24 protein-coding genes and 1 tRNA gene are annotated in these 23,841 nt (G+C 67.9%); 11 read left to right on the top strand and 14 right to left on the bottom strand.

What is annotated here, in order from left to right:
- Positions 1-4: 4 nt before the first annotated feature.
- On the bottom strand, positions 5-235 hold the full coding sequence (locus tag GFK26_RS23765) for a helix-turn-helix domain-containing protein (RefSeq protein ID WP_153284141.1): 231 nt from the start codon (positions 233-235) through the stop codon (positions 5-7).
- Positions 236-354: 119 nt separating this feature from the next.
- On the opposite strand from GFK26_RS23765, the gene GFK26_RS23760 reads away from it, so the two are divergent.
- Together GFK26_RS23760 and GFK26_RS23755 are read left to right on the top strand one after the other, a co-directional pair.
- Complete coding sequence (locus GFK26_RS23760; RefSeq protein WP_416222512.1) at positions 355-1,032, top strand: helix-turn-helix domain-containing protein; 678 nt, start codon at positions 355-357, stop codon at positions 1,030-1,032.
- A gap of 554 nt (positions 1,033-1,586) precedes the next feature.
- Positions 1,587-1,820 carry a hypothetical protein gene (locus GFK26_RS23755; RefSeq protein ID WP_153284139.1) on the top strand — a complete coding sequence of 78 codons (234 nt, stop codon included), beginning with the start codon at positions 1,587-1,589 and terminating at the stop codon, positions 1,818-1,820.
- Positions 1,821-1,829: 9 nt separating this feature from the next.
- On the opposite strand, the gene GFK26_RS23750 is transcribed toward GFK26_RS23755, so the two are convergent.
- The 7 genes from GFK26_RS23750 to GFK26_RS23720 are packed head-to-tail and all read right to left on the bottom strand — an operon-like array spanning position 1,830 to position 9,537.
- A complete protein-coding gene (locus GFK26_RS23750; protein ID WP_153284138.1) occupies positions 1,830-2,417 on the bottom strand; it encodes a carboxymuconolactone decarboxylase family protein in 588 nt (195 codons plus the stop codon).
- 17 nt (positions 2,418-2,434) lie between these two features.
- Positions 2,435-3,298 (bottom strand): SDR family NAD(P)-dependent oxidoreductase, encoded by an 864-nt coding sequence (locus GFK26_RS23745; RefSeq protein WP_153284137.1) that lies wholly within the window; start codon positions 3,296-3,298, stop codon positions 2,435-2,437.
- Positions 3,295-4,296, bottom strand: a complete 1,002-nt coding sequence (locus tag GFK26_RS23740) for an NAD(P)H-dependent flavin oxidoreductase (protein WP_153284136.1) — start codon at positions 4,294-4,296, stop codon at positions 3,295-3,297. Before GFK26_RS23740 ends, GFK26_RS23745 begins: the two co-directional genes overlap by 4 nt.
- A gap of 4 nt (positions 4,297-4,300) precedes the next feature.
- On the bottom strand, positions 4,301-5,410 hold the full coding sequence (locus GFK26_RS23735) for a CaiB/BaiF CoA transferase family protein (RefSeq protein ID WP_153284135.1): 1,110 nt from the start codon (positions 5,408-5,410) through the stop codon (positions 4,301-4,303).
- Positions 5,407-7,545: an acetate--CoA ligase family protein gene (locus GFK26_RS23730; RefSeq protein ID WP_153284134.1), complete on the bottom strand. Its 2,139-nt coding sequence runs from the start codon at positions 7,543-7,545 to the stop codon at positions 5,407-5,409. The genes GFK26_RS23735 and GFK26_RS23730 overlap by 4 nt, the downstream gene beginning before the upstream one ends.
- Before the next feature lie 20 nt (positions 7,546-7,565).
- Positions 7,566-8,714 (bottom strand): acyl-CoA dehydrogenase family protein, encoded by a 1,149-nt coding sequence (locus GFK26_RS23725; RefSeq protein WP_153284133.1) that lies wholly within the window; start codon positions 8,712-8,714, stop codon positions 7,566-7,568.
- Positions 8,715-8,772: 58 nt separating this feature from the next.
- Entirely contained in the window at positions 8,773-9,537 is a 765-nt protein-coding gene (locus tag GFK26_RS23720; protein WP_153284132.1) for an IclR family transcriptional regulator, read from the bottom strand.
- 195 nt (positions 9,538-9,732) lie between these two features.
- Between GFK26_RS23720 and GFK26_RS23715 the strand changes: the two genes are divergently transcribed.
- Genes GFK26_RS23715 through GFK26_RS23695 form a run of 5 tightly spaced genes read left to right on the top strand, consistent with a single transcriptional unit; the run spans position 9,733 to position 14,061 of the window.
- Positions 9,733-10,731, top strand: coding sequence for a Bug family tripartite tricarboxylate transporter substrate binding protein (locus GFK26_RS23715; protein ID WP_153284131.1), 999 nt, complete (start codon positions 9,733-9,735; stop codon positions 10,729-10,731).
- Positions 10,732-10,760: 29 nt separating this feature from the next.
- Positions 10,761-11,189: a Zn-ribbon domain-containing OB-fold protein gene (locus GFK26_RS23710; protein ID WP_228121760.1), complete on the top strand. Its 429-nt coding sequence runs from the start codon at positions 10,761-10,763 to the stop codon at positions 11,187-11,189.
- On the top strand, positions 11,186-12,355 hold the full coding sequence (locus GFK26_RS23705; protein ID WP_153284130.1) for a thiolase family protein: 1,170 nt from the start codon (positions 11,186-11,188) through the stop codon (positions 12,353-12,355). The genes GFK26_RS23710 and GFK26_RS23705 overlap by 4 nt, the downstream gene beginning before the upstream one ends.
- A 36-nt stretch (positions 12,356-12,391) precedes the next feature.
- Complete coding sequence (locus GFK26_RS23700) at positions 12,392-13,201, top strand: enoyl-CoA hydratase/isomerase family protein (RefSeq protein ID WP_153284129.1); 810 nt, start codon at positions 12,392-12,394, stop codon at positions 13,199-13,201.
- A 44-nt stretch (positions 13,202-13,245) separates the two neighbouring features.
- Positions 13,246-14,061, top strand: coding sequence for an SDR family NAD(P)-dependent oxidoreductase (locus tag GFK26_RS23695; RefSeq protein WP_153284128.1), 816 nt, complete (start codon positions 13,246-13,248; stop codon positions 14,059-14,061).
- Positions 14,062-14,156: 95 nt separating this feature from the next.
- On the opposite strand, the gene GFK26_RS23690 is transcribed toward GFK26_RS23695, so the two are convergent.
- From GFK26_RS23690 to tolB, 5 genes are all read right to left on the bottom strand, one after another.
- A tRNA-Lys gene (locus GFK26_RS23690) sits at positions 14,157-14,232 on the bottom strand.
- A gap of 51 nt (positions 14,233-14,283) precedes the next feature.
- On the bottom strand, positions 14,284-15,102 hold the full coding sequence (locus GFK26_RS23685; RefSeq protein WP_153286084.1) for a ThiF family adenylyltransferase: 819 nt from the start codon (positions 15,100-15,102) through the stop codon (positions 14,284-14,286).
- Positions 15,103-15,165: 63 nt separating this feature from the next.
- The gene (gene ybgF / locus GFK26_RS23680; RefSeq protein ID WP_153284127.1) at positions 15,166-15,918 is read right to left on the bottom strand and encodes a tol-pal system protein YbgF; all 753 of its coding nucleotides are present in this window, start codon (positions 15,916-15,918) and stop codon (positions 15,166-15,168) included.
- Entirely contained in the window at positions 15,918-16,436 is a 519-nt protein-coding gene (pal, locus tag GFK26_RS23675) for a peptidoglycan-associated lipoprotein Pal (protein WP_153284126.1), read from the bottom strand. The genes ybgF and pal overlap by 1 nt, the downstream gene beginning before the upstream one ends.
- A 36-nt stretch (positions 16,437-16,472) precedes the next feature.
- Complete coding sequence (gene tolB, locus GFK26_RS23670) at positions 16,473-17,699, bottom strand: Tol-Pal system beta propeller repeat protein TolB (RefSeq protein ID WP_228121759.1); 1,227 nt, start codon at positions 17,697-17,699, stop codon at positions 16,473-16,475.
- Positions 17,700-18,013: 314 nt separating this feature from the next.
- Here tolB and msbA point away from each other — a divergent pair, with 314 nt between their 5' ends.
- Positions 18,014-19,735: a lipid A export permease/ATP-binding protein MsbA gene (gene msbA, locus GFK26_RS23665; RefSeq protein ID WP_228121758.1), complete on the top strand. Its 1,722-nt coding sequence runs from the start codon at positions 18,014-18,016 to the stop codon at positions 19,733-19,735.
- 3 nt (positions 19,736-19,738) lie between these two features.
- Here msbA and GFK26_RS23660 read toward each other — a convergent pair whose 3' ends face one another.
- Positions 19,739-20,500 carry a GntR family transcriptional regulator gene (locus GFK26_RS23660; protein WP_153284123.1) on the bottom strand — a complete coding sequence of 254 codons (762 nt, stop codon included), beginning with the start codon at positions 20,498-20,500 and terminating at the stop codon, positions 19,739-19,741.
- A gap of 98 nt (positions 20,501-20,598) precedes the next feature.
- On the opposite strand from GFK26_RS23660, the gene GFK26_RS23655 reads away from it, so the two are divergent.
- The 3 genes from GFK26_RS23655 (at position 20,599) to GFK26_RS23645 (ending at position 23,811) form a co-directional block, all read left to right on the top strand.
- Complete coding sequence (locus GFK26_RS23655) at positions 20,599-21,381, top strand: SDR family oxidoreductase (protein ID WP_153284122.1); 783 nt, start codon at positions 20,599-20,601, stop codon at positions 21,379-21,381.
- A gap of 43 nt (positions 21,382-21,424) precedes the next feature.
- The gene (locus GFK26_RS23650; RefSeq protein WP_153284121.1) at positions 21,425-22,357 is read left to right on the top strand and encodes a 3-keto-5-aminohexanoate cleavage protein; all 933 of its coding nucleotides are present in this window, start codon (positions 21,425-21,427) and stop codon (positions 22,355-22,357) included.
- A 122-nt stretch (positions 22,358-22,479) separates the two neighbouring features.
- The gene (locus GFK26_RS23645) at positions 22,480-23,811 is read left to right on the top strand and encodes an MFS transporter (protein ID WP_153284120.1); all 1,332 of its coding nucleotides are present in this window, start codon (positions 22,480-22,482) and stop codon (positions 23,809-23,811) included.
- Positions 23,812-23,841 lie beyond the last annotated feature (30 nt).

Genomic DNA, 23,841 nt, shown 5'->3' with positions numbered 1-23,841 from the left:
CGCCTCAGTCGCCGGCCGGCGGCGGCGCGTAGTGCGCAGCCGGCCGCAGCGCCTCTTCCTTCATCCGCTGCTCGTAGGCCTTCAGCAGCGCGACGTAGTGGCGCGACATCACGTCGCTCACCCGCCCCAGCCCGATCTTGCTGACCGTGGGCTGCGGAATGCCCGTTCGTTCCTGGATCTGCTTTTGCGTCAATCCCAGCGCCCGCAGCGCCTGCACCAACTCGCGTGGCTTCATATCGAACCCTCCCTTTTTTTAATATTCTAGAGTCCAATACGAATATTCATCTGCGCTTGAATCTCCACCCCATGGAGACTATTGCTTCTCGTGCCCTGGCTGCACGCAAATTCGCCAAGATGACGCAGAAGCAGGCCGAGGCCGCTTCGGGCGTCAAGCAGTCGAGCATCTCGAAGATCGAGCGGGGCGACACCAGCCGGTCGATGAGCGTGCTCGCCCTGGCGCGCGCCTACCGCGCCGACCCCAACTGGCTCGACACCGGCGACGGCCCCGCCCCGTGGGACGAGGTGCAGATCCGCCTGGCACGCGACAACGCGCACGAGCCGCCCGGCCCCTACCGCGTCACCCGCATCCCGCCCGCCGGCCCCGGCTTTGCGCCGCAGACGCCCGGCACCGTGCCGCTGATCACGTGGGAGCACGCGGGCGAATGGCGCGGCGCCGAAGCACCGCCCCGGCCCACGCTGGCCGAACGCTGGATTCCCTGCATCGCCCACCACAGCGCCGGCACCTACGCCCTGCGCGTGCGCGGCGACAGCATGACCTCGCCGCACGGGCACCTGAAGAGCTACCCGGCCGGATCGATCATTTTTGTCGACCCGCAACACACCACGCCCGACGACGGCGAGCGCGTGATCGCCAAGCTCGACGACGACGTGAGCGGCGAAGTCACCTTCAAGGTCTACAAGGCAGACGCGGGCCGCCGCTGGCTGCTGCCGCTCAACCCCGCGCACGAGGCGGTGCGCGTGCCCTTCACCGTGCTGGGCACCGTGATCGGCAAATGGGAAGACGAAGACTGAGCGAAGACCGAGGACCGAAAGGGCCTCTTTTCGCGAGGTCAGGTTGCGTACAGATTCGCTGGGCACAGTGAGGTTTCTCCCAGTGGCCTGCACCTCTGATCCTCCCTCCTCCAGCAGGTCACCTTCCAGCCCGCCCTTGTGCGGGCTGTTTTTTTGCCTGCCCGCTACGCACCCGCCTTCATGGTTTTCAAGGGCTCTCTCGGTTCTGGTATATAATCGACGGTTGCCCGAAATGATCGGGCATTTGCCTGGCCAGGCAAGCTGAATCTCATACCAGCGCGTCGAAGTCATAGCGACGAGAAAAACAACAATGACTTCCGCAAACGAATCTTTGCCGTAGCGTGGACCGCGTAAGAGTTCACGACCACATTCCGAACAAAGCCCTCCTCGCGAGGGCTTTTTCATTTCCGGTGCGCTGATGGCGTCAAGGCGCCCGCCTTCCGCCAACCCCTCTTATTTCCTACACGATGTAACGGAATGCGGCTTACGCGGTTCCACGCGGCCACGGGAGACGATTCGTTCACTGTCAGCACAGCGAATAAAAAGGGAATCACATGAGCCTCAGGGACATCCGCGAACGCTACGGCGTGAGCTTCGAAAGAGGAAGCCGCGTCATCTGCGGTGGCCGGCTCGGCACCGTCGCCGGCGCGAGCAATTCGCACATCCGCATCAAGTTCGACGGGCGGCAGATCAGCAGCCCGTGCGATCCGCTCGAGGTTCAGCCGTGCAACGAGGGCACCGCGAACCTCGCGCCGCAGGCAGCGCAAGATTTGCACGCTGCAGCGTAGGGAGGGGAATCAGGGCCCGGAGGCGCCACCGCTTTCCATGCGCGGCAGTACCTCCTCATACCCAGGCTCGATCTCCACATCCATCGATTGAAGAAACCGGCTCACGCAGACATAGAAGCTGGCTGTGAGCACGAGCTCGACGACCGCTTCGTCGTCGAACCTGTTCGCCTTCAGTTGCGCGATCGTCTCCGCCGAAGCCGCAGGCCCGCGCGTGACTTCATCAGCCAGTTGCAGCACCGCGCGCTCCTGCGCATTGAAGCAGTCGGCGTTGCGCCAGTCGGCCAGCGCATCGATCTGCGCCTCTTCGACGCCCGCCGCCACGGCCATCGGCACGTGGTGCGCCCACTCGTAGGCCGCGCCCGACACCTGCGCGCCGCGCAAGATCAGCAGCTCGCGAAGCGGTCGCCGTGTCTTCGCCTCCAGGCGCAGCGGCCACGCGAAGTCGAGCCAGCCCTTGAACAGGGCCGGCGCCGTGCCGAGCACGCGGTACAGGTGAGGCAGGTGGAAGTCGGGGCCGCGGGCCTCGCGCACCTGGTCGAACAAGGCGCGCGCATCGGGGTTCGACGGTTGCTCGGGCAGAAGGGGCACACGGGGCATGGCGTCTCCTTGAAAGATCAGGACGCCCGGGCATCGGGCTTCAGGTCGGGCGACGGGGCGTTGCCCGCTGTCGCGCCCGCATCGACCGGCAGGATCACGCCGGTAACCCAGCGCGCCTCGTCGCTCGCAAGGTAGGCCACGGCCTGGCCGACGTCCCAGCCCGAGCCTTCGGTCTGCAGCAGCGAGCGCAGGCGCCGCCGCTCCCTTGCCTCGGGCGTCATCCGGTCCGCGACCATGGGCGTGTAGACCATGCCGGGCGCAACGCAGTTGACGCGGATGCCTTCGGTGCCATGGTGGGCCGCCATGGCGCGGGTCATGTTCACCACCGCGCCCTTCGACGTCGGGTACAGCAACGCCGGCGTGCCGCCGATGAGCCCCGCGACGGAGGCGATGTTGACGATGGCGCCCCCGCCCACCTTGCGCATCTCGGGGATCGCGTACTTCGCCATCAGCATCATCGAGGTGACGTTGATGCGCAAGGCTCGGTCCCATTCCTCGAGGTCCAGGTCGACCGCGTTGCCGGCCGGTCCGCCGATGCCGACGTTGTTCACGAGGATGTCGACGCGACGCCAGGCCGCCACGGCCATCGCGACGGCCTGTTGGCACTGCGCGGCGTCGGCAACGTCGACCTGCGCCGCGATCGACGTGCCGCCTTCCGCCGCGATCATTCGCTCGGTGGCCTGCGCTGCCGCAAGCTGCGCGTCGAGCAGCAGCACCCGTGCGCCACGGCGCGCGAGCAGGATCGCGCAGGCGCGGCCGTTGCCGATGTCGGCGCTGCGCGAGCCGGCGCCGGTCACGATCGCGACGCGACCGGCCAGGCTGCTGCTGGCCGGTTCGGCATGGCTGGGAAGAAGGCGTTCGGTGGTGTTGGTGGTGGTCATGGCGTGGGTTGCAGCTCCATGGAAGACAGCCGGCCGAGCGCGGTGCGCGCTTCGGCCAGCAGTTGGGCCACGATGGCCGACAGGGGTTCGATGCGCTGCGCGAACGCGATGGACGGCCCGAGCGACAGCATGCCGCGCTGCCAGTCGCCGTTCGCGTAGCAGTGGTCGCGTGCCGTGCGCCCGCTGATCAGGTCGCCGAAGGCCGCGTGGTCGGCGGCGCCGGCACGCTCGATTTCGTCGATGCGCCGCGCGGTGTCGTTGCGCAGCACGCGCCAGGTGTTGCCCAGCGTGTGCAGCAGGCGCACGGTGGAATGCTCGTCGCAGCCGAGCAGGTGCTCCTTGTAGCCGCGGTGCGCGCCGATCTCCTCGCACACGAGGAAGCGACTGCCCATCATCACGCCTTCGTGGCCCTGGGCGAGCACGGCGGCCAGCTGGCGCCCATGGCCGATGCCGCCGCCCAGCAGCACGGGCACGCGAAACTGATCGACGGCCAATGCGCCCATCAGCATGGTGGGCAGTTCGTTGGTGCCGGGGTGGCCGCCCTCCTCCATGCCGATGAGCGCGACCGCATCGGCGCCCGCGCGTTCGGCCGAGAGCGCGTGGCGGATGCTCGGCGCCTTGTGGAGCACGACGGCGCCGGCCTCGTGCAGCGTGCCGATCAGTTCCGTCGGCGCATAGCCGGCCGTCTCGAAGAAGCGCACGCCGTGCGCCAGCGCGATGTCGAGCCAGCGCCGCACCGCCGCATTGGCCTCGGGGCGGCTCGACAGCGTGAGGTTCACGCCGAAGGGCTTGCCGTCGGCGAGCGATGCGCAGCGCACCAACGCCTTCGCAAAGTCTTCGTCGCTGTCGAACGAGCGCGGCGTGATGAAGCCCATGCAGCCGGCGTTGACGAGCGCTGCGACGTAATCGGCATCCGACAGCCACATCAGGCCGCCGCCCAGGATCGGGTGCGCGATGCCGAACAGGTCGGTGATGCGCGTTCTGAAGACCGGCGCCACGGCGTCAGTTCCGTGCGCTGTCGAGGGCCGGCGCGCCCCCGAGCCGGCCGGGTTGCACACCGGCCATGGGCACCGGGTAGCGCGACACGGGCAGCACGTCGCTGGCCTCGAACTTGTCGCGCTGCGCGAACTGCGGCAACGCGGCCACGCGCGAGGGCTCGACCACCGGCGCCGCGGGCACGTCGTGCTTCTGCAGCAGCGCGAAAACCTCGTCCGCGTCCCGGTCCGCGAGCACCTCGGCGATGCGGGCGTTGATGGCGCCCGCCACGGACTTGCGCGCCTTCATCGCGCGGAAGGCCTCGCCACCGTAAGGCGCCAGGTCGAGCGCCTCGCACAGGCGGGCCCAGAAGTGGTCTTCGAGCGCGGCGATGGACACATGCCGTCCGTCGCGGCACGCGAACGCACCGTAGGCGGGCTTGACCAGTGTGGCCTCGCGCTGCGCCTCGAGGCTGTGCGCGCCGGCCTCGCGCCAGGCGCCGACGCGCGGGTTCATCCAGTGCAACGCGCAGTCGGCCAGCGCCACGTCGAGGTGCTGCCCCTGGCCTGTGTGCTGCCGCTGGTACAGCGCGGCGAGCGTGGACGACAGCGCATACATCGCGCCGCACAGATCGGCCACCGGCAGGCCGAAGCTCTGCGCCGGCCCGCCATCGGGTACGCCCGACACCGCCAGCACGCCGGCCGCGGCCAGGTAGTTGATGTCGTGGCCCGGCAGGTCGGCCCAGGGCCCCGTCTGTCCGTAGCCGCTCAGCGACACGTACACGAGGCGCGGAAAGTCGGCCCGCAAGCTGGCCGCGTCGAGCCCCAGCCGCGCCATCACGCCGGGCCGGTACGACTCGACCACCACGTCGGCGGTGGCGATGAGCGCACGCACCTCGGCGCGCTGCGCGTCGTCCTTCAGGTCTGCCAGCAGGCTCTGCTTGCCGCGGTTGACCGCCTCGAACACACCGGGGCCCATGCGGCGCACGTTGTCGCCACCGGGCGGACGCTCGATCTTGATCACGCGCGCGCCCAGCTCGGCCAGGCTCTGCGTGAAGAAGGGGCCGGGCAGCAGCTCGCTGAAATCGACGACGGTGATGCCGGCCAGCGGCGGCTGCGGCACGCTCGCCGCACTCATGCGCCCTGCTCCACCCGCTCGATGATCACGGCATCGAGTGGCATCGCGCCTTCACCCTTCGCGCCGACCCAGACCGGGTTCAGGTCCATCTCCTCGATGCGATCGGCGTGCCGCATCACGAAGTCGGAGATGCGCACGAGCAGCGCCTCGAGCGCGGCCACGTCGGCCGCAGGCCGGCCGCGCGCGCCGTCGAGCAGCGGAAAACAGCGCATCTCGCGCACCATCGCCGCCGCATCGCGCGGGCCGATGGGCAGCAGCCGGCGCGTGACGTCGCGGAAGATCTCGACATAGATGCCGCCGAGGCCGAAGGTCATCACATGGCCGAACACCGGGTCGCGCGTCACGCCGATCATCAGTTCGACACCGCCGCGCGGCGCCATCTTCTCGATCAGCAGGCCGTCGATGGTGGCCTCGGGCTGGTGCTTCGCCACAGCGGCCATGATGTCGCGCCACGCCGCGGCCACCTGTGCCGCATCCTGCAGGCCGACCTGCACGCCGCCGATGTCGGACTTGTGCACGATCTGCTGGCTCGCGATCTTCGCGACGACGGGGTAGCCCATGCGATCGGCGAGCGCGCGCGCCTCGTCGGCGGTCGTTGCCAGCGCGTTCGGCAGCAAGGCGATGCCCGCATCGCGCAGCAATTGCTTGGCCTGCGCTTCAGAGAGGCTGCGCGTGGCGCCTTCGCCGAGCGGTGCGGCGAGCGGTGGCAGCGCGACCGGCTGGATGTCGGGGTTCGCGCGCTTCCAGCGGCCGTAGTCCACCCAGCGCTGGATGGCCGAGATCGCCTTGCCCACCGAGCGCGGAGGAGCGAACCCTGCAGCCACGAGCCGCTGGTAGCCTTCGCCGAGGCGGTCGCTCATCCAGATCGGCACGATGGGTGCCGCGCAGCCCTTTTGCGCATTGATGATGTTGTCGGCCATGCGCGTGGTCGTCTCGCCGTAGTCGAGCGCGATGGGCACGATGGTCAGGCCCAGGTTCGCGTCGTTGGCCACGCAGCCGAGCGTGGTTTCCACCACGGTCTTGTCGCTGAGCACCATGGCGGTGGTGTCGACCGGGTTGTCGATGGCGGCGTAGTCCGGCAGCTTGGCGCGCAGCACCGCCGTGGTCTCGGGCGTGAACGCGGCGAGCGTGAGCCCGGCCGAGCCCACCGCGTCGGCCGCGAGCGCCGCGGTACCGCCCGACGAGCAATAGATGCCCAGCGCGTCCTGCGTGCCCGGCATGGCGCGGGCGAACAGCCAGGCAGTGTCGACCAGTTCGTCGATGTCGTCGACCTCGATCACGCCGAACTGGCGGAACACGGCGCTGTTGACCTCGGCCGAGCCCGTGAGCGACGCGGTGTGCGACTGCGCCGCGCGCCGGCCGTACTCCGACTTGCCGACCTTCAGCCCGATCACCGGCTTGCCGTTGGCTGCCGCGCGCTGCACCGCCGCCACGAACTTCGGGCCGTCCTTGATGCCTTCGAGCAAGGTGACGATGACCTTGATGTCGGGCGCGTCCGCCATGTAGTGGATGAAGTCGGCCACCTGCAGGTCGACCTCGTTGCCGGTCGAGGCCCACAGGCCGATGCCGATGCCGCGCTCCATGGCCTGCATCACGTTGCGCCCGAGGCCGCCGCCCTGCGTGGCCAGGCCGATCGGGCCCTGCACCAGGTCGTGCGGGAACGAGGGCGAGAAGGTCAGGCCCAGGCGGCCGTTGACGTTGGTGAGCCCCGGGCAGTTGGGGCCGTACAGGCGCAGGCCGCTGCGCTCGGCGATCTCCTTCATGCGCTGCTGTTCGCGCTCGCCCTCGGCGCCGGCTTCGCCGAAGCCCGAGCTCAGGATGACCGCGAAGGCCACGCCGCGCGCGGCGCACTCCTCGATGACCGTGAGCACGCCGCTCGCGGGCACGGCGACCACGGCCACGTCGGGCGTGTCGGGCAGCGCGGCCACGCTGGGCCAGCAGCGGCGGCCGCGGATCTCGGGCTTGGTCGGGTTGACGAGGTAGACGTCGCCGCTGAACGCCGAATGCGTGAGCAGGTTGGTGAGCGTGCGTTCGCCGATGCTGCCTTCGCGGTCGGATGCACCGACGAGTGCGATGGAACGCGGGTTGATGAGGCGCGACAGGTCGGCCGGGGTGTCGTGGGTGCGTTTCTCCATGGTGCGTGTTCCTTGCCGCGTCACGCAATGGCCGAGATGCCGAGAATCTCGCGCCCGACGATCAGGGTCTGCACCTCGGTCGTGCCTTCGGGAATGGTGCCGCCGCGCGTGTCGCGGAAGATGCGCTCGATCGGGTAGTCGGTCGAGTAGCCCAGGCCGCCGTGCACCTGCAGCGCCATGCTCGCCACCTCGTGCGCCGCCTCGGTGGCGTACAGCTTGGCGATGGAGCACGCCATGCGCGCGTCGTGCTGGGCATCGAGCGCGGCGGCGGCGCGCAGGCCGAGCGCACGCGCGGCCTCCACGCGCACCGTCATGTCGACGATGAGTTTCTGCACCAGCTGGAAGCTGCCGATGGGCTTGCCGAACTGGGTGCGCGTGCGTGCGTAGTCGATCGACAGGTCGAGCGCCGATTGCGCCGCACCGACCGCGCCCATGGCGATGTTGACGCGTGCACTGTCGAGCCCCACCAGCATGCGCTTGAGCGCGCTGCCCTCTTCGCCCAGCAGGTTGGCGCGCGGCACCTTCACGTTGTCGAAGTGCAGCTCGGCGGTGCCGGTGCTGCGCAGCACCATGGTGTCGACGCGGCGCACCTCGTAGGGCGAGACTTCGCGCTCGACCAGGAAGGTCGACAGCTGGCCCTGGCAGTCGGGACTGAAGGTGCGCGCGACCACGATGCCGAAGTCGGCGAAGGCGCCGTTGGTGATCCACAGCTTGCGGCCGCTGAGCACGTAGTGGTCGTCCTTCAGGTCGGCGCGGGTCTGGACCTGCGCGATGTTGGAGCCCGTGCCGGGCTCGCTGATGGCGGTGAAGCAGCGGCGCTGCGAGGCCAGCAGCGGCTTGAGAAAGCGCTCCTTCTGCTCGGGCGTGCCTTCCGACGCGATCTTGTGGATCGGGCCGTTCGTGATGTTGAGCATGGTGCGCAGCGACAGCCAGGCGTAGCCGGCCTCTTCCATCAGCAGGGCCCATGTGAGCTGGTCCATGTCCATGCCGCCTTCGGACTCCGGCAGACGCCCGCCGATGTAGCCGAACTGCGCCAGCCCCTTCAGGATCTCGAAAGGAAAAGTCTTCTCGACGTCGTGCTTCGCGATGAGGGGCGTCACCTCGCTTTTCATGAAGCGGCGAATGCTGTCGCGCAGCAGTGCCTGGTCGGCGTCCGGGGTGAAATTCATCGAGAGGTCTCCTGGAGGTTGGGAAGAAGAAAAGAGCGCCCGCCGCGCCCCGCACGCGCTAAGGCGCGGCAGGGTCCTTGGCGTTGCGTGGACGAAAAACGAGGGCCTGCACTTCCTGCAGGGCCGCAAGAAAAGGTTCGCGCTGCTGGCGCAGGCGGTCGGTGGGGCCGGCCACCGACAGCGCCATGGGCTCGCCGCCCACGTAGCCCGCAACGGCGAGCGCCGAGAGGCCGTCGCCGCCCTCGTTCTCGACCCAGATCCAGCCTTGCGCGCGCGTCTGCTCGACCTGCGCCTCGAGCACGGCGAGGTCGACGATGGTGCCTTCGGCGATCTTGCGCAGCGGCTTGAGCCGCAGCTGCCGCGCCGCTTCTTCGGGCGTGCCGAGCGCCAGGATGGCCTTGCCCAGTGCCGACACGTGCAGGCTCAGCTTGTCGCCGACGTTCTGCATGTAGCGCAGCGGATGCCGCCCTTCGGTGAAGGCCAGCACCTTGACCACGCCCCCTTCGACGCGGCCGCACAGGCCGGTCTCGCCGGTCTTGTCGCGCAGCAGCTCGGAGGCTTCGGAGGCCACCGCATAGAGCGGATCGCTCGAAGAGATTTCCCTGGCCACCGACAGCAGCCGCGCCGTCGGATAGAAGCGCCGGCTGCGCGCGGTGCGCAGCAAATAGCCGAGCTCATGCAGCGTGTGCAGCAGGTCGGAGCAACTGCTCTCGGGCAGGTCCATGAGGCGCGCGAGGTCCGAGTTGGACAGCTCTCGCTTCTCGCGGGCGAACAGTTCGAGCAAAGACATGGTGCGGGCGGCGGCTGGGACAAGGGTTGGCATATTTCCTCCGATATTTCGTAGACAAGCACGAATATTAGCGGAGCGATGAAGGAATCTCTTCCCTTTTGTCTTCGTAGTTTCCAGCGATACGCACCGGAACTCATCGGCACATCCCCTCTTGTTTTCCTGCGATTAATCGAAGTATATTGCGATTACTCGTAGAAATTAGAGATCAAAAACCAACTGGAGACATGCATGGACAAGTTCTGGAAACGGGCGCTCGGCAGCCTTTGCACCGTGGCCGCAACGCTGGGATCGCTGGGAATGAGCGCCGCGCACGCGGCCGGCGAGGCCTGGCCGACGCGACCGATCACCTTCGTCGTGCCGTTCACGCCCGGCGGCATCACGGACAACACCTCCCGGCTGCTCGCGAAGATCCTGGGCGACAAGCTGGGCCAGCCGGTGGTGGTCGACAACCGGCCGGGCGCCGGCGGCTCGATCGGCGTGGAGGCGGCCTCGCGCCAGCCGCCCGACGGTTACACCATGATCTACGGCACCCAGGGCACGCAGGCCGCCAACCTCGCGCTGTACAAGAACATCCGCTACGACCCGGTGAAAGACTTCGTGCCGGTGCATGCGATGTCGGAAACGCCGCTGATCCTGGTGATCAACCCTTCTCGGCCCTTCAAGACGGTGCCCGAGCTCATCGCCTACGCCAAGGCCAATCCCGGCAAGCTCAACTTCGGCTCGGCCGGCCCGGGCACTGGCACGCACCTGACGGCGGAGCTGTTCCAGGTCGCCACCGGCACCAAGATGACCCACGTGCCCTACAAGGGCAGCAGCCCCGCCCTCACCGACCTGATGGCCGGCAACCTCGACCTGATGTTCGACTACCCGGTGGTCGTGATGCCCTTCGTCAAGGCCGGCAAGCTCAAGCCGCTGGCCGTGACCGGCAAGGGCCGGCTCACCGCCGCGCCCGAGATTCCAGCCGTGGGCGAGCTTGGTTTTCCCAAGGCCGAATCGAGCGCCTGGAGCGCGGTGTTTCTGCCCGCCAAGACACCGCCCGAGATCGCCAAGCGCCTGGGCGATGCGATCGCGCAAGCCATCGTCGACCCCGAGATGCTGCAGGTGACCGAGAAATTCGGCAGCGTGCCGCTCAAGGAACTGCGCGACGCCAAGCTCGGCGAGTTCGTCAAGACAGAAATGGTCCGCTGGCGCGACGTCGTCCAGGCGTCCGGCGCCAAGCTGGAATGAGTCTGCGTTTTCCCCTTCTTCCGACACCCATGACCCAAGACCTGACTTCAATGAAGCCGCAGCGGCCTTCGCTCTACCGATTGGCCGCGGACGGCCGTTCGCTCGACTTTCTCTTCACGCAGTGCCCCGCCTGCCACGCGCTGAGCTTTCCGGCCAATGCGCCGGGCTGCATGCACTGCGGCCACCCGACAGCCGATGCCGAACAGGTGGCACGCCCCGGCGGCGGCACGCTCCTCGAATATGTGACGCTGCATGTGCCGCTCGTTCCGGGCATGCCCGCGCCGAGCATCGCGGGCGACATCCGCATCGCCGAGCAGGTGGTGGAAGAAGGCGTGATCGCCGTCGATGACGAAAGCGCGCTGCAGCCCGGCATGACGTTGCGGGCGGTGGCCGTGCCGCTGGCGTCGGGCGACAGCTACGGCTGCGCGTTCGTGCCTGCACAGGAGGCCGCGCGATGAGCAGCAACACCAACAGCAACTGGCTCGACGGCAACGACGGCGTCTACGTCGCAGGCATCGGCCTGCATCCGTACCAGTTCCCGAGCGACACGCCCTACACCCACCTCGGCCTCGCGGCGGTGCGCGGAGCGCTGGCCGACGCGGGGCTGGACTGGAAGCAGGTGCAAAGCGCATATGTCGGCACCACCTCCATCGGCATGGCCGCGGGCCGCGTGATGTTCCGCCACCTGGGCTCGACCGGCCTCTCGGTCACGCAGGTGGAGAACGCCTCGGCCTCTGGCTCCTTCGCCTTTCGCCAGGCCTGCATGGAAGTGGCACACGGCATCAGCGACGTGGTGCTGGCCATGGGCGTGGACAAGCACGGCGACGGCCGCCGCGCCGCCAACAAGGACGGCCTCGAGCGCCTGAGCGACACCGCCACCATCCCGGCCGTGAAGTTCGCGCTGATGGCGCGCAGCTACCTGCGCGAACGCGGCGCCGGCATGGAATCGATGGCGAAGGTCGCGGTGAAGAACCACGCCAACGCCTCCCGCAACCCGTACGCGCAGTTCCGCAAGCCGCGCACGCTCGAACAGGTGCTCGCCTCGCCGAAGGTCGCGGGCGACCTCACGGTGCAGCAGTGCTGCCCGCGCGGCGAAGGCGCGGCGGCCACGCTGCTGGTGTCGGGCCGCGCGCTGAAACGCCTGGGCCTGGACCCGAAGCGCTGCGTGCGCGTGCGCGCCTCGTTCGCCAACAGCGAGCGCGACGAAACCACGTACGGCCAAGGCCCCATCGACCTCGTGCGCAGCAGCGCGCAGGCCGCGCTGGAGGCCGCCGGCATTGGCGCCACACAGCTCGACCTGCTCGAACTGCACGACGCGTTCTCGGTGGAAGAACTGCTCTACAGCGAAGCGGTCGGTGTGTGCGCCCCCGGCGAAGGCGCGGCGTACCTCGAACGCGGCGACTCGCAGATCGGCGGGCGCTGCGCCATCAATGCCTCGGGTGGGCTGATCGGCATGGGCCACCCGCTCGGGCCGACCGGCATCGGACAGATCGCGGAGATCACGCGCCAGATCCGCGGCGAGGCCGAAGGCCGCCAGCACCCGAACGCACGCTGGGGCATGGCTCACATGATCGGCCTCGGCTCGGTGGCCATTGCGCACGTGCTGTCCGCGGCGCAGGCCTGACTGAATGCACACGACACGGAAAGGCACCGCCCCCCCATGACCACCCAGACCCATCCTCCGCTGGAAACGCTGCAGTACGAGGTGCGCGACAACGTCGCCATCGTCACGCTCAACCGCCCGGACCGCATGAACACGCTCGGCGGCTCGATGAAGCCCGACCTCGCGCGCGCCTTCTTCGAGTACGCCCGCGCCGACGACCGCGTGCGCGCCGTGCTCATCACCGGCAGCGGCGACCGCGCCTTCTGCGCCGGCGCCGACATCAAGGAGCGCGCCGGCAGCCAGACCACCGGCACCGCGTACTTCGTCGCCCAGAAAGCCACGCACGACCTGTTTCGCAACATCGAGGAGTTCGAGAAACCGGTGATCGCCGCGATCAACGGCGTGGCGCTCGGCGGCGGCCTGGAGATCGCGCTGTGCTGCGACATCCGCATCGCATCGGAGACCGCACGCTTTGGCCTGCCCGAGATCAAGCTCGGCGTGATACCGGCCGCCGGTGGCACGCAGCGCCTGCCACGCCTGATCGGCGAGGCGCGCGCCAAGGAGTTGATCCTCACGGCCGACCTCGTCGACGCCGAGACCGCGCTGCGCTACGGCATCGTGAGCCGCGTGCTGCCACAGGCCGACCTGATGCCCGAGGCCTTCGCGCTCGCGCAGCGCATTGCCGAGCACCCGCCACTGGCGGTGCGCTTCGCCAAGCGCGCCATCAACCGCGGCATGCAGACCGACCTCGACTCGGGCCTCGAATACGAGCGCTATGCGGCCGCCATGATCATCGACAGCGAGGACCGCAAGGAAGGCATGCGGGCGTTCGTCGAGAAGCGCAAGCCGGTGTTCACCGGGCGCTGAACCCTCCTCCATCTTTTTGAACGACGACCCTCAAGGAACAACACATGAAACTCGGATTGGAAGGCCAGGTCGCGCTGGTCACCGGCGGCGGCCAGGGCGTGGGCCGGCAGATCTGCATCGAACTCGCGGCCGAAGGCGCGCGCGTCATCGTCAACGACCTGTTCGCGGAACGCGCCGAAGCGGTGGCGAAAGAGATCACCGACGCCGGCGGCCAGGCGCTCGCTGCGCCCGCCGACATCACGCGCGCGGAAGAAGTCGACGCCATGGTCACCAAGGGCATGCAGCACTTCGACGCGCCCGTGACGGTGCTGGTGAACAACGCCGGCATCATTCCCGAGCGCCGCGAAAAAGGCGGACGCACGCCGCCCTTTCTCGACATGCCCACCGTCGACTGGGCCAAGATCGTCAACCTCAATGTCTACGGCACCATGCACTGCTGCCGCGCCGTGCTGCCAGGCATGGTCGGTCGCAAGCACGGACGCATCGTCAACATCATCTCGGAAGCAGGCCGCATCGGCGAGGCCAACATGGCCGTGTATTCGGGCGCCAAGGCAGCCATTGCAGGCTTCGGCAAGGCGCTGGCGCGCGAGCACGGTCGGCATGCGATCACGGTGAATTCGGTCGCGCTCGGTGCGGTGTCGCACGCGGGCATCAAGGACGGACCGCTCAACATCCACGCGACGGTCGAGAACGACGAACGGCTGGGGAAGATGCTGAACGTGTACCCAATCTCGAAGGGTGTCGGCCGGCTCTCGCGGCCGGAAGACATTTCGGGCCTGGTCGCTTTCCTGGCGTCGGACCGCGCGCTCTTCATCACGGGGCAGACGATTGGCGCGTCGGGCGGGTTTGCGATGGTCTGACCGGCACTGGAAGGCGCGTTCGATAACGCGTTAAGCCAAAGAAAAAGCCAGCGATCAGAGATGATTGCTGGCTTTTTATATATCGCACGGTTCGGTGGTAGGACGTACTGGATTCGAACCAGTGACCAACGGATTAAAAGTCCGCTGCTCTACCAACTGAGCTAACGTCCCGGAACCATTTTTCTTGCTTCTTGCCGACGTTGAATCCGGCAAAGCCTTGGATTATAGCGTGCTGTTTCTCGCAATTTCGTCGAGCACCCACCCTGCCGCACATTGACCGAAGGTGGCGGTCACGCTGACCACCGATCCGTAGCCGTGGCAGTTGAGCGAACCGTCGCCCGAATCGATCTGGCAGGACGCATCGGGCGGTGCCACGCTCTCGCGGCTGAACACGCAGGTCACGCCGATCTTGCGGCCTTCGCGCGGTGCGCCGTGCAGCTTGCGCAGCCGCTGGCGAAGCTGGGCCAGCAACGGGTCGTGCGTGACGAGCGACAGGTCGTCGATGTCGACCTTGTGCGCCTGCCGCTTGCCGCCCGCCGCACCGACCGTGATGAACGCGGTGCTGCGCGACACCGTGCGCGCCCATGCGGCCATGGCGAGCTTGGCCTTCACCTGGTCGCACGCATCGATGACCGCGTGGACCGGCCCATGAGTCGCCTCCGCGGTTTCGAGCAGCGAAGCCCAGTTGTCGGGCTCGACGAACTCGTCGATGGCGAGCACCTGGCACTCGGGGTTGATCTGCGCGATGCGCTCGCGCATGGCTTCGACCTTGGCCTGCCCCACGGTGGAGTCGAGCGCGTGGATCTGGCGGTTGATGTTCGACTCGGACACGTGATCGAGGTCAATCAACGTCAGGCGCCCCACCCCGCTGCGTGCCAGCGCCTCGACCGCCCACGAACCCACGCCGCCGATGCCGACGACCAGCACATGGACATGGCGGATGCGCGCGGCGCCGGCCACGCCGTACAGGCGCTCAAGGCCGCCGAAGCGGCGCGCAAAGTCAGGCGCCGCGGTGTCGGTCAAGACATCCGCGGCGGCCATGGAGAGGGACGAGGCTTCGGGCGAAGCGCTCAAGCGGACAGCTCCGCTGAAACGGTCATTGCATCAACGCAGGCGCGACAGACGCTCGCGGCCGGCTTGTGCGGCTTCCGACTGCGGGTAGGCCTTGGTCAGGTCTTCCAGCGTGCGACGTGCGGCGCGCGTGTCTTTCAGTTCGATCTGGCAGTTCGCGATCGACAGCACGGCTTCGGGCGCCTTGGCGTGGTCGGGTGCGAGCGAGAGCATCGAGCGGAAATTGGCGATGGCTTCGTTGTAGTTGCGCGTGGCGTACTGCGCATTGCCGAGCCAGAACAGCGCGGACGCGTTGTAGCCGCTTTGCGGATAGCGCTTCACGAACTCGGCAAAAGCGGTTTGCGCCTGTGCGAACTGGCCTGAGCGGAAGATGCCCAGCGCTGCTTCGAAATCGGCCTTTTCCTTCGGATCGGCGTTGAACTCGCGGCCGTCGATCGAGACCTTGGAAGGCTCGTTCTGGCGCAGCTTGTCGTCGATGGTGGTCTGGCGCGACTGCATTTCGCTCAGCGTGCGCGTGAGCTGCTCGTTCTGGCCGGTCATGCGCGCCAGTTCGCCGCGCATCTGCTCGATCTGGCTTTGCAGGTCGAGCAGGCTGCGGCGCAGCTGGCCATTTTCGTCGGCCAGGCGCTGGTCGGTCTGCTGGCGCATGGCTTCGACGCGCTGGCGCAGGTCGAGGATGGCGCGGCGCGCCTCGTCGTCCTCGAACAGCGCAGCCTGCGAGCCGGCCGACGCGCAGAGCAAGGCGGCGGCGAGGGCCGCGCCTCGCCACAGTGCACGTGGTTGCATCACCGGGTGTAGCGGATTTCAGCGCGGCGGTTCTGCGCCCACACTTCTTCACCAGAGCCCTGAGCCGCGGGCTTTTCCTTGCCGAAGCTCACGGCTTCGATCTGGCTGTCGTTCACGCCCAGCAGCGTGAGCGCACGGCGCACGGCTTCGGAACGCTTCTGGCCGAGGGCCAGGTTGTACTCGCGGCCGCCGCGCTCGTCGGTGTGGCCTTCGATCGAGATGCGACGTTGCGTGGCGCCCTTGAGGAAGCGCGCATGGCCGTCGATCACCGACTGGAACTCGGGCTTGACGGTGTAGCTGTCGTAGTCGAAGTACACGATGCGCTCGACGCCGACCGGACCTTGCGCCGTGTTGGCGTTGGGGTCGATGGTCACGGGCGCCACGGCGGCAGCGCCGCCCTGCTGGCCGCCGGCGGTGCCGCTGCGGTCGGAGACCGGCGTTTCGTTGAGCTTGGTGCCCGACGAGCAACCGGCGATGAGCGCCACGATGGCGAGCGAATAGATGGTGCGTTTCAACATGTGCGAACTCCTCAAGTAAATTTATCTGGTCAATGCTTATTGCTTTTGAAACGGACCCCAGTCCGGTTCGCGGATGTCTCCCGCCTGGCCCGCCAAACGGGCCTTGATTTTTCCGTCCAGCGTGGTCGTCATGAGCGCCTCGCGACCTTGCAGGTGCGTGGCATAGACGATCAGCTTGCTGTTGGGTGCGAAGCTCGGGCTCTCGTCGGCCGTGGTGTCGGTGATCGCGGCGACATTGCCGGAGGCCAACTCCATCACGTGGAGTTTGAACGCACCGCCGACCCGCGAGATGTAGGCCAACCACCGGCCATCGCCGCTGACAGATGGAGAAATGTTGTAGGTGCCGCTGAAGGTGACCCGGGTGGGGCTGCCGCCGCCGGCGCCCATCTTGTAGATCTGGGGCGCGCCGCCGCGGTCGCTCACGAAGTAGATCGTGCTGCCGTCGGCCGAGTACACCGGCTCGGTGTCGATGCTCGAGCTTTGCGTGAGGCGGCGCGGTTCGCCGCCGCTGGCCGGAATGGTGAACAGCTGCGAGCCGCCGTCGCGGCTGAGCGTGACGGCCAGCGAGCGGCCGTCGGGTGCCCAGGCCGGGGCGCTGTTGGAGCCCTTGAAGTTGGCGAGCAGCCGGCGCTGGCCGCTGGCCACGTTGTGCACGTAGACCACGGGCTTGCGCGACTCGAAGGACACATACGCCAGCTGCTGGCCGTTGGACGACCAGCAGGGCGAGATGATCGGCTCGGGGCTGGCCAGCGCGGCCTGCGCGTTCTCGCCGTCGGCGTCTGCCACCCACAGCGAGTAGCGGCTGCCGCCCTTGGTCACGTAGGCGATGCGGGTCGAGAAGATGCCCTTGTCGCCGGTCAGCTTCTCGTACACGTAGTCGGCGATGCGGTGCGCCGCCAGGCGCAGGTCGCCCTGCGGCACGGTGTAGCTCTGGCCGCCGAGGTCGCGGTCTTTGACCACGTCCCACAGGCGAAAGCGCACGTCGTAGCGCCCGTCGCCCATCCGGCTGACGCTGCCCACGACGAGCGAATCGGCCGTGCGCTGGCGCCACAGGGCGAGATCGGGTCGGGAGGATTCATCGAGTGCCTGGCCCGAGGCATCGACGCCGCGGAACTGGCCGCTGCGTTCGAGGTCGGCCTGGACGATGTCGGAAATCTTCTGGGGCGAGGCGTCCTGCCCCCTGAAAGGCACGAGCGCGATCGGCAGCTGCGTCAGCCCCACGCCCGAAACCTCGACCCGGAACTGGGCCATGGCGGGAAGCATGGGAGAAGCAGCAAGGGCCGCGATGAGGCTGCGGCGCGCAATCAACGATGAAGAAGGAGTTGGGGAAAGATCTGGCAACGGCTTGTTCATGCGGTTCGGAGAGGTTTCCGGGTAAAAAGTTTCTCCCCGGCGTTTCACGGGCCACATGTTACACACTGGTTTGGACCCGCCGTCACAAAACGTTTATCCGGCGAAATGGTCCTACAGGCCTCCCGAAAGACGGCCGGAGCCGCCCGTAAAATCCGCCGCCATATGCAAGCATCCCCGGCAGCGAGAGCGCCCGCCCTCCCCTCATGCGCCGGCTGGCGCGACTCATGACCTGGTTCGGCAGTTCGCGCCAATGGTGGGCCGTGGGGCTGATCGGCGCCCTGCTGGCTGCGCTCACCGAGCCGCTGATGGCCGCCCTGCTCAAGCCGCTGCTCGACCGGGGCTTCACGCGCGGCGAGATGCCGCTGTGGTTCATTCCGGCCGCGGTGCTGCTGCTGTTCGCGGTGCGTGGCATCGCGCAGTTCATTTCGCAGTACGCACTCTCGCGCATCGCCAACGAAGGCATGCAGAAATTGCGCCGCGTGCTGTTCGAACGGCTGCTCGGCGCCGAGCTGGCGCTGTTTGCGCGGCAGTCGGCCAGCGCGCTGTCGAATACGGTGGTGTACGAGGTGCAGACCGGCGCCATGCTGCTGGTGCAGGCGCTGCTCGGGCTCTCGCGCGACGGCTTCACGCTCATTGCGCTGCTGGGCTACCTGGTCTACCTGAACTGGAAGCTCACGCTCATCGTGGCCTTCCTGGTGCCCAGCATCTCGTGGATCATGAAGGTTTTCTCCAAGCGCCTGTACAAGCTCACGCAGCAAGGCCAGCAGGCCACCGACGAGCTGGCCTACGTGGTCGAGGAAAACGTGCTGGCCCACCGCGTGGTGCGCCTGCACGGCGCCGAGCAGGCGCAGGAGCGGCGCTTCGAGCAGCTGAGCCAGCGCCTCAACCGGCTGGCCGTGAAGTCCACCATCGCCCAGGCCGCCACCACGCCACTCACGCAGATGATGGCTTCGCTGGCGCTGTCGATCGTGGTGATGATCGCGCTCTGGCAAAGCGGCAAGCAGGGCTTCACGGTGGGCGGCTTCGTCGCCTACATCACGGCCATGCTGATGCTGATCGCGCCGATCCGCCGCCTCGCCGAAGTGGCCGGGCCCATCACACGCGGCCTGGCGGCGCTCGAGCGCGGCTTGATCCTCATCGACGAGGTGGCACCGGAATCGCAGGGTGACTACCGCGTCGAGCACGCGCAAGGCCACATCGAACTGCGCAACGTGCAGGTCAGCTATCGCGGCGACGACGAACAGCGCGCGCTCGACGGCGTGAACCTCGTCATCGAACCGGGCCAGGTGGTGGCTTTCGTCGGCCCGTCGGGCTCGGGCAAGACCACGCTGGTCAACCTGCTGCCGCGCTTCGTGCAGCCCAGTGGCGGCCAGGTGCTGCTCGACGGCCACGACACCAGCGAGTGGCAGCTCAAGAGCCTGCGCGCCCAGTTCGCGATGGTGAGCCAGGACGTGGTGATGCTCAACGACACGCTCGCCGCTAACGTGGCGCTCGGCGGTGACATCGACATCGCGCGCGTGCAGTCTTGCCTTGAGGCGGCCAACCTGAGCGCGCATGTCGCGACACTGCCGCAAGGCATCGAGACCGTGCTCGGCCACAACGCCACGCAGCTGTCGGGCGGCCAGCGCCAGCGTCTGGCGATTGCCCGCGCGCTCTACAAGAACGCGCCCGTTCTGCTGCTCGACGAAGCCACGTCGGCGCTCGACACCGAGTCGGAACGGCTGGTGCAAGACGCCCTGCAGCGCCTGATGCAGGGCCGCACCACGCTGATCGTGGCGCACCGCCTGTCGACCATCCAGCACGCGGACCGCATCATCGTGATGGAGCAAGGCCGCATCGCCGAGCAAGGCAGCCACGAGCAACTCATGTCGCGCGATGGGCTCTATGCGCGTCTGCAGACGCTGGCGGTGCGCAGCGCGGCGCCGGGGCAGGACCCGACGCTCTGAACCTCAGCGCGCCGCGCCTGCCGCGGCGCGCGCTTTCTTTGCGGCCGGCGCGGCGTTCTGCGGCGGCAGCGTGCCATCCGACACCAGCACGCCCGTCGACAGGATGAATTCCGCGGCGCTTTCAATGTCGCCCTGCAGCGCGGCCCGGGCCTTGGCGCCGTCGCGGCGCTTCAGCGCGGCCAGCAGCGCCGCATGGTGCGACATCGCCACCTTGTCCCCCACGCGGCGCGAGCCGGCCCGCAGGTCGTAGTTGAGGATGGGGCCGATGCGCAGCCACAGCGCCTCGATCATCTGCAACAACACCGGCATGTCGGCGGCGGCGTAGACCGCGAAGTGGAACTCCTTGTTGAAGGTGACGAGCTTCGAGCCGTCGGGGCTGGCCGCGTTCATCTCGGCCGCGAACTCGTCGTGCCAGCGCGTGATGTCGCGCAGCGCCACCGCGCCCGACGCCGAGGCCGCCAGCTCCGTGGCCAGGCCTTCGAGGTTGGTGCGGATGGTGGTGATTTCCTTGAACTGCGCCGCCGTCATCCGGGGCACGCGCAAGGTGCGGCTGGGCGTGAGTTCGAGCGCCTGCTCGGCCACCAGGCGCTGCATGGCTTCGCGCACCGGCATCACGCTCACGCCCAGTGCCTCGGCCGCGCTGCGCAATGAAATCTGCTCGCCCGGCATCATCTGCCCGCTCATCACGAGGTCGCGCAACTGGTCGTAGACGTTGGCGCTGAGCGTCTGGCGCTTGAGGGGGGTGACGAGATCGGTGAGGCTCATGCGTTGAAGTATAGGACCGGGGTATTCCCTATGAATTATCTGTGATCACAGATATACGATCCCGGTCATCCAATATCGACCTCAAGGATCTCTTCAGCATGTGGAACAACAACTCCCTCGCCGGCCGGCGCGTGCTCGTCACCGCCGGTGCCAACGGCATCGGCCTGGACATCGTGCGCAGCTTCGCGGCGGCGGGCGCCAAGGTCTTCGTCTGCGACGTGCAGGCTGCCAGCCTCGACCAGCTGGCGCGTGAACTGCCCGAGGTGGGCCGCTGCGTCGCCGACGTGTCCAAGGAGGACGACGTGGCCCGCCTGTTCGAGGCGGTCGACCGCGAACTCGGCGGCCTCGACGTGCTGGTGAACAACGCCGGCGTGGCCGGGCCCACCGGTCCGGTCGAGACCGTCTCGCTCGCCGACTGGGAACGCACCATGGCCGTCAACGTCACCGGCCAGTTCCTCTGCGTGCGGCAGGCCGTGCCGCGGCTGCGTAAGGGCCGCCTGCCGGCCATCATCAACCTGTCGTCGGCCGCCGGGCACCTGGGCATGCCGGGGCGCTCGCCCTACTCCGCCTCGAAGTGGGCGGTGATCGGCTTCACGAAAACGCTGGCGCTCGAACTGGGCGCCGACGGCATCCGCGTCAACGCGATCCTGCCGGGCGCGGTCGACGGTCCGCGCATCCGCGCAGTCATCGCCGCCAAGGCCGAGGCCCTGGGCAAGCCGCTCGACGAAGTGACGCGCGCCTACACCTCACAGGCCGCACTGGGCCGCATGGTGACGGCCACCGACATCGCCAACATGGTGCTGTTCGCGGCGAGCGACCTGGCCGCCAGCGTCACGGGTCAGGAGCTCGTGGTGGACGGCCACACGCAGGCGCTGAGCTGATCCGCTCGCCCCCTTCTTTCCCTTTTTCTCTACCGGACACCTCATGGCCCAACGCCCCAAAGCCATCATCACCTGCGCCCCCACGGGTGCCATCCACACGCCCAGCATGTCGCCGCACCTTCCCGTGACGGCCGACGAGATTGCGCAGGCTTCCATCGAAGCCGCCCGCGCGGGCGCCGCGATCCTGCACCTGCATGCGCGCGACCCGAAGGACGGCCGCCCGTCTCAAGACCCGGACCTGTTCCGCCCCTTTCTCTCGAAGATCAAGGCCGCGACCGATGCGGTGATCAACATCACCACCGGCGGCAGCCCGCACATGAGCGTCGAGGAGCGCATGCGCCCGGCCACCACCTTCAAGCCCGAGCTCGCGTCGCTCAACATGGGCTCGATGAACTTCGGCCTCTTTCCGATGCTGGAACGCTTCAAGTCCTTCGAACATGAATGGGAGCGCGAGCACCTGGAGAACAGCCGCAACCTGATCTTCAAGAACACCTTCGCCGACATCGAGAACATCCTGAAGCTCGGCAACGCCAACGGCACGCGCTTCGAGTTCGAGTGCTACGACGTGAGCCACCTCAACAACCTGCGCCACTTCCTCGACCGCGGGCTGGTGCAGGCCCCTGTCTTCGTGCAGACGGTCTTCGGCATCCTGGGCGGCATCGGCGCCGACCCCGAAGACCTGATGCACATGCGCCGCACCGCCGCACGGCTGTTCGGCGACCGCTTCGAGTGGTCGATCCTTGGCACCGGCCGCAACCAGTTGCCGCTGGCCACCATCGGCGCGGCCATGGGCTCGCACGTGCGCGTCGGACTCGAAGATTCGCTGTGGATCGGTCCGGGCCGGCTCGCCGCATCGAGCGCCGAACAGGTGCTGCGCATCCGCGCCGTGCTGGAGGCGCTGCACATCGACATCGCGACACCCGCCGAGGCGCGCGACATCCTCGGCCTCAAGGGCGCGGCGAACGTCGACTTCTAGCCCTGCGCCAGAACCACTGACCCGACTCGGCCCGGCCCATGACCGGGCCGCCTCTGCACGCCCGTCGGCGCACGCCGACGACCTTCCGCCGAACACGACAGGACAGGAGAGAGAGACATCCCATGCAACACACATCCATCCCCACCACGCCGCCGGGTCTGCGCGCCAGCCAGGCCGTCGACGAGCAGGCTTCGCTCAATGCGCTGATCTTCCGCAAGCTCATGCCGCTGCTGGTGCTGGCCTATGTGATCAGCTTCATCGACCGCACCAACATCGCGCTGGCCAAGAGCCACATGGCCGTGGACATCGGCATTTCGGCGGCCGCCTACGGGCTGGGCGCCGGGCTGTTCTTTTTGAGCTACGCGCTGCTCGAAGTGCCCAGCAACCTGGTGATGCACCGCGTGGGCGCCCGTTGGTGGATCGCCCGCATCATGATCACCTGGGGCCTGCTGTCGGCCGGCATGGCCTTCGTCACGGGCGAGACCTCGTTCTACGTGATGCGCATCCTGCTCGGCGCGGCGGAAGCCGGCCTGTTCCCGGGCGTGATGCTGTACCTGAACTACTGGTTTGGCCGCAAGGACCGCGCACGCGCCACGGGCTACTTCCTGCTCGGCGTGTGCATCGCGAACATCCTCAGCGGCCCGGTCGGTGGCGCGCTGCTGCAGATGGACGGCCTGTGGGGCTGGCATGGCTGGCAATGGATGTTCGTGCTCGAAGGCCTGCCCGCCGTCGCGCTGGCCTTCGTGGTCTGGCGCAAGCTGCCCGATGGTCCCTCGACCGCCAGCTGGCTCACGCGCCCGCAAGCGCAGGCCATCGAACGCCAGCTCGCCGCCGAACGCGCCGAGGACGTGGCCAACGGCCAGGTCGGCGAATCGTTCCGCGCCTGCCTGGTCGACCGGCAGATCTGGCTGGCGATCTTTGTCTACTTCTGCCACCAGATCAGCATCTACACGGTGATCTTCTTCCTGCCGAGCATCATCGGCACCTACGGCAAGCTCTCGCCGCTGGAGATCGGCGCGCTCAACTCGCTGCCGTGGGTGGCCGCCGCCGTCGGCGCCATTGCGCTGCCGCGGCTCGCGGTCACGCCGCAGCGCGGCCGGCTCCTGCTGCTGGTCGGGCTGGTCTCGATGGCGGTCGGCTTGCTGATCGCAGCCTTCGCGAGCCCGGCCATTGCACTGGCCGGCTTCTGCCTCACAGGCTCGATGTTTTTCGTGGTGCAGTCCGTGATCTTCCTGTTCGCGTCGTCACGGCTGGCTGGCGTGGCGCTGGCAGGCGGACTCGCGTTGGTCAATACCTGCGGCCTCGTGGGCGGATTCATCGGCCCGTCGGTGATGGGCTGGATCGAGCAGAGCACGGGCAGCACGAAGAATGGGCTGCTGCTGATCGCCGGCATGCTGGTGGCCGCCGCGCTGGCCAGTGTCTGGATGCGGCAAGGCCAGGAATCGAAGCGCTGACCCGTCGTTGCAACGGGCCACACGCTCCCA

The organism is Variovorax paradoxus, from assembly GCF_009498455.1.
GTDB classification, from domain to species: Bacteria; Pseudomonadota; Gammaproteobacteria; order Burkholderiales; family Burkholderiaceae_C; genus Variovorax; species Variovorax paradoxus_H.
Note: the sequence above shows the minus strand (reverse complement) of the source record. Positions and strands in the feature narration are given on the sequence as shown.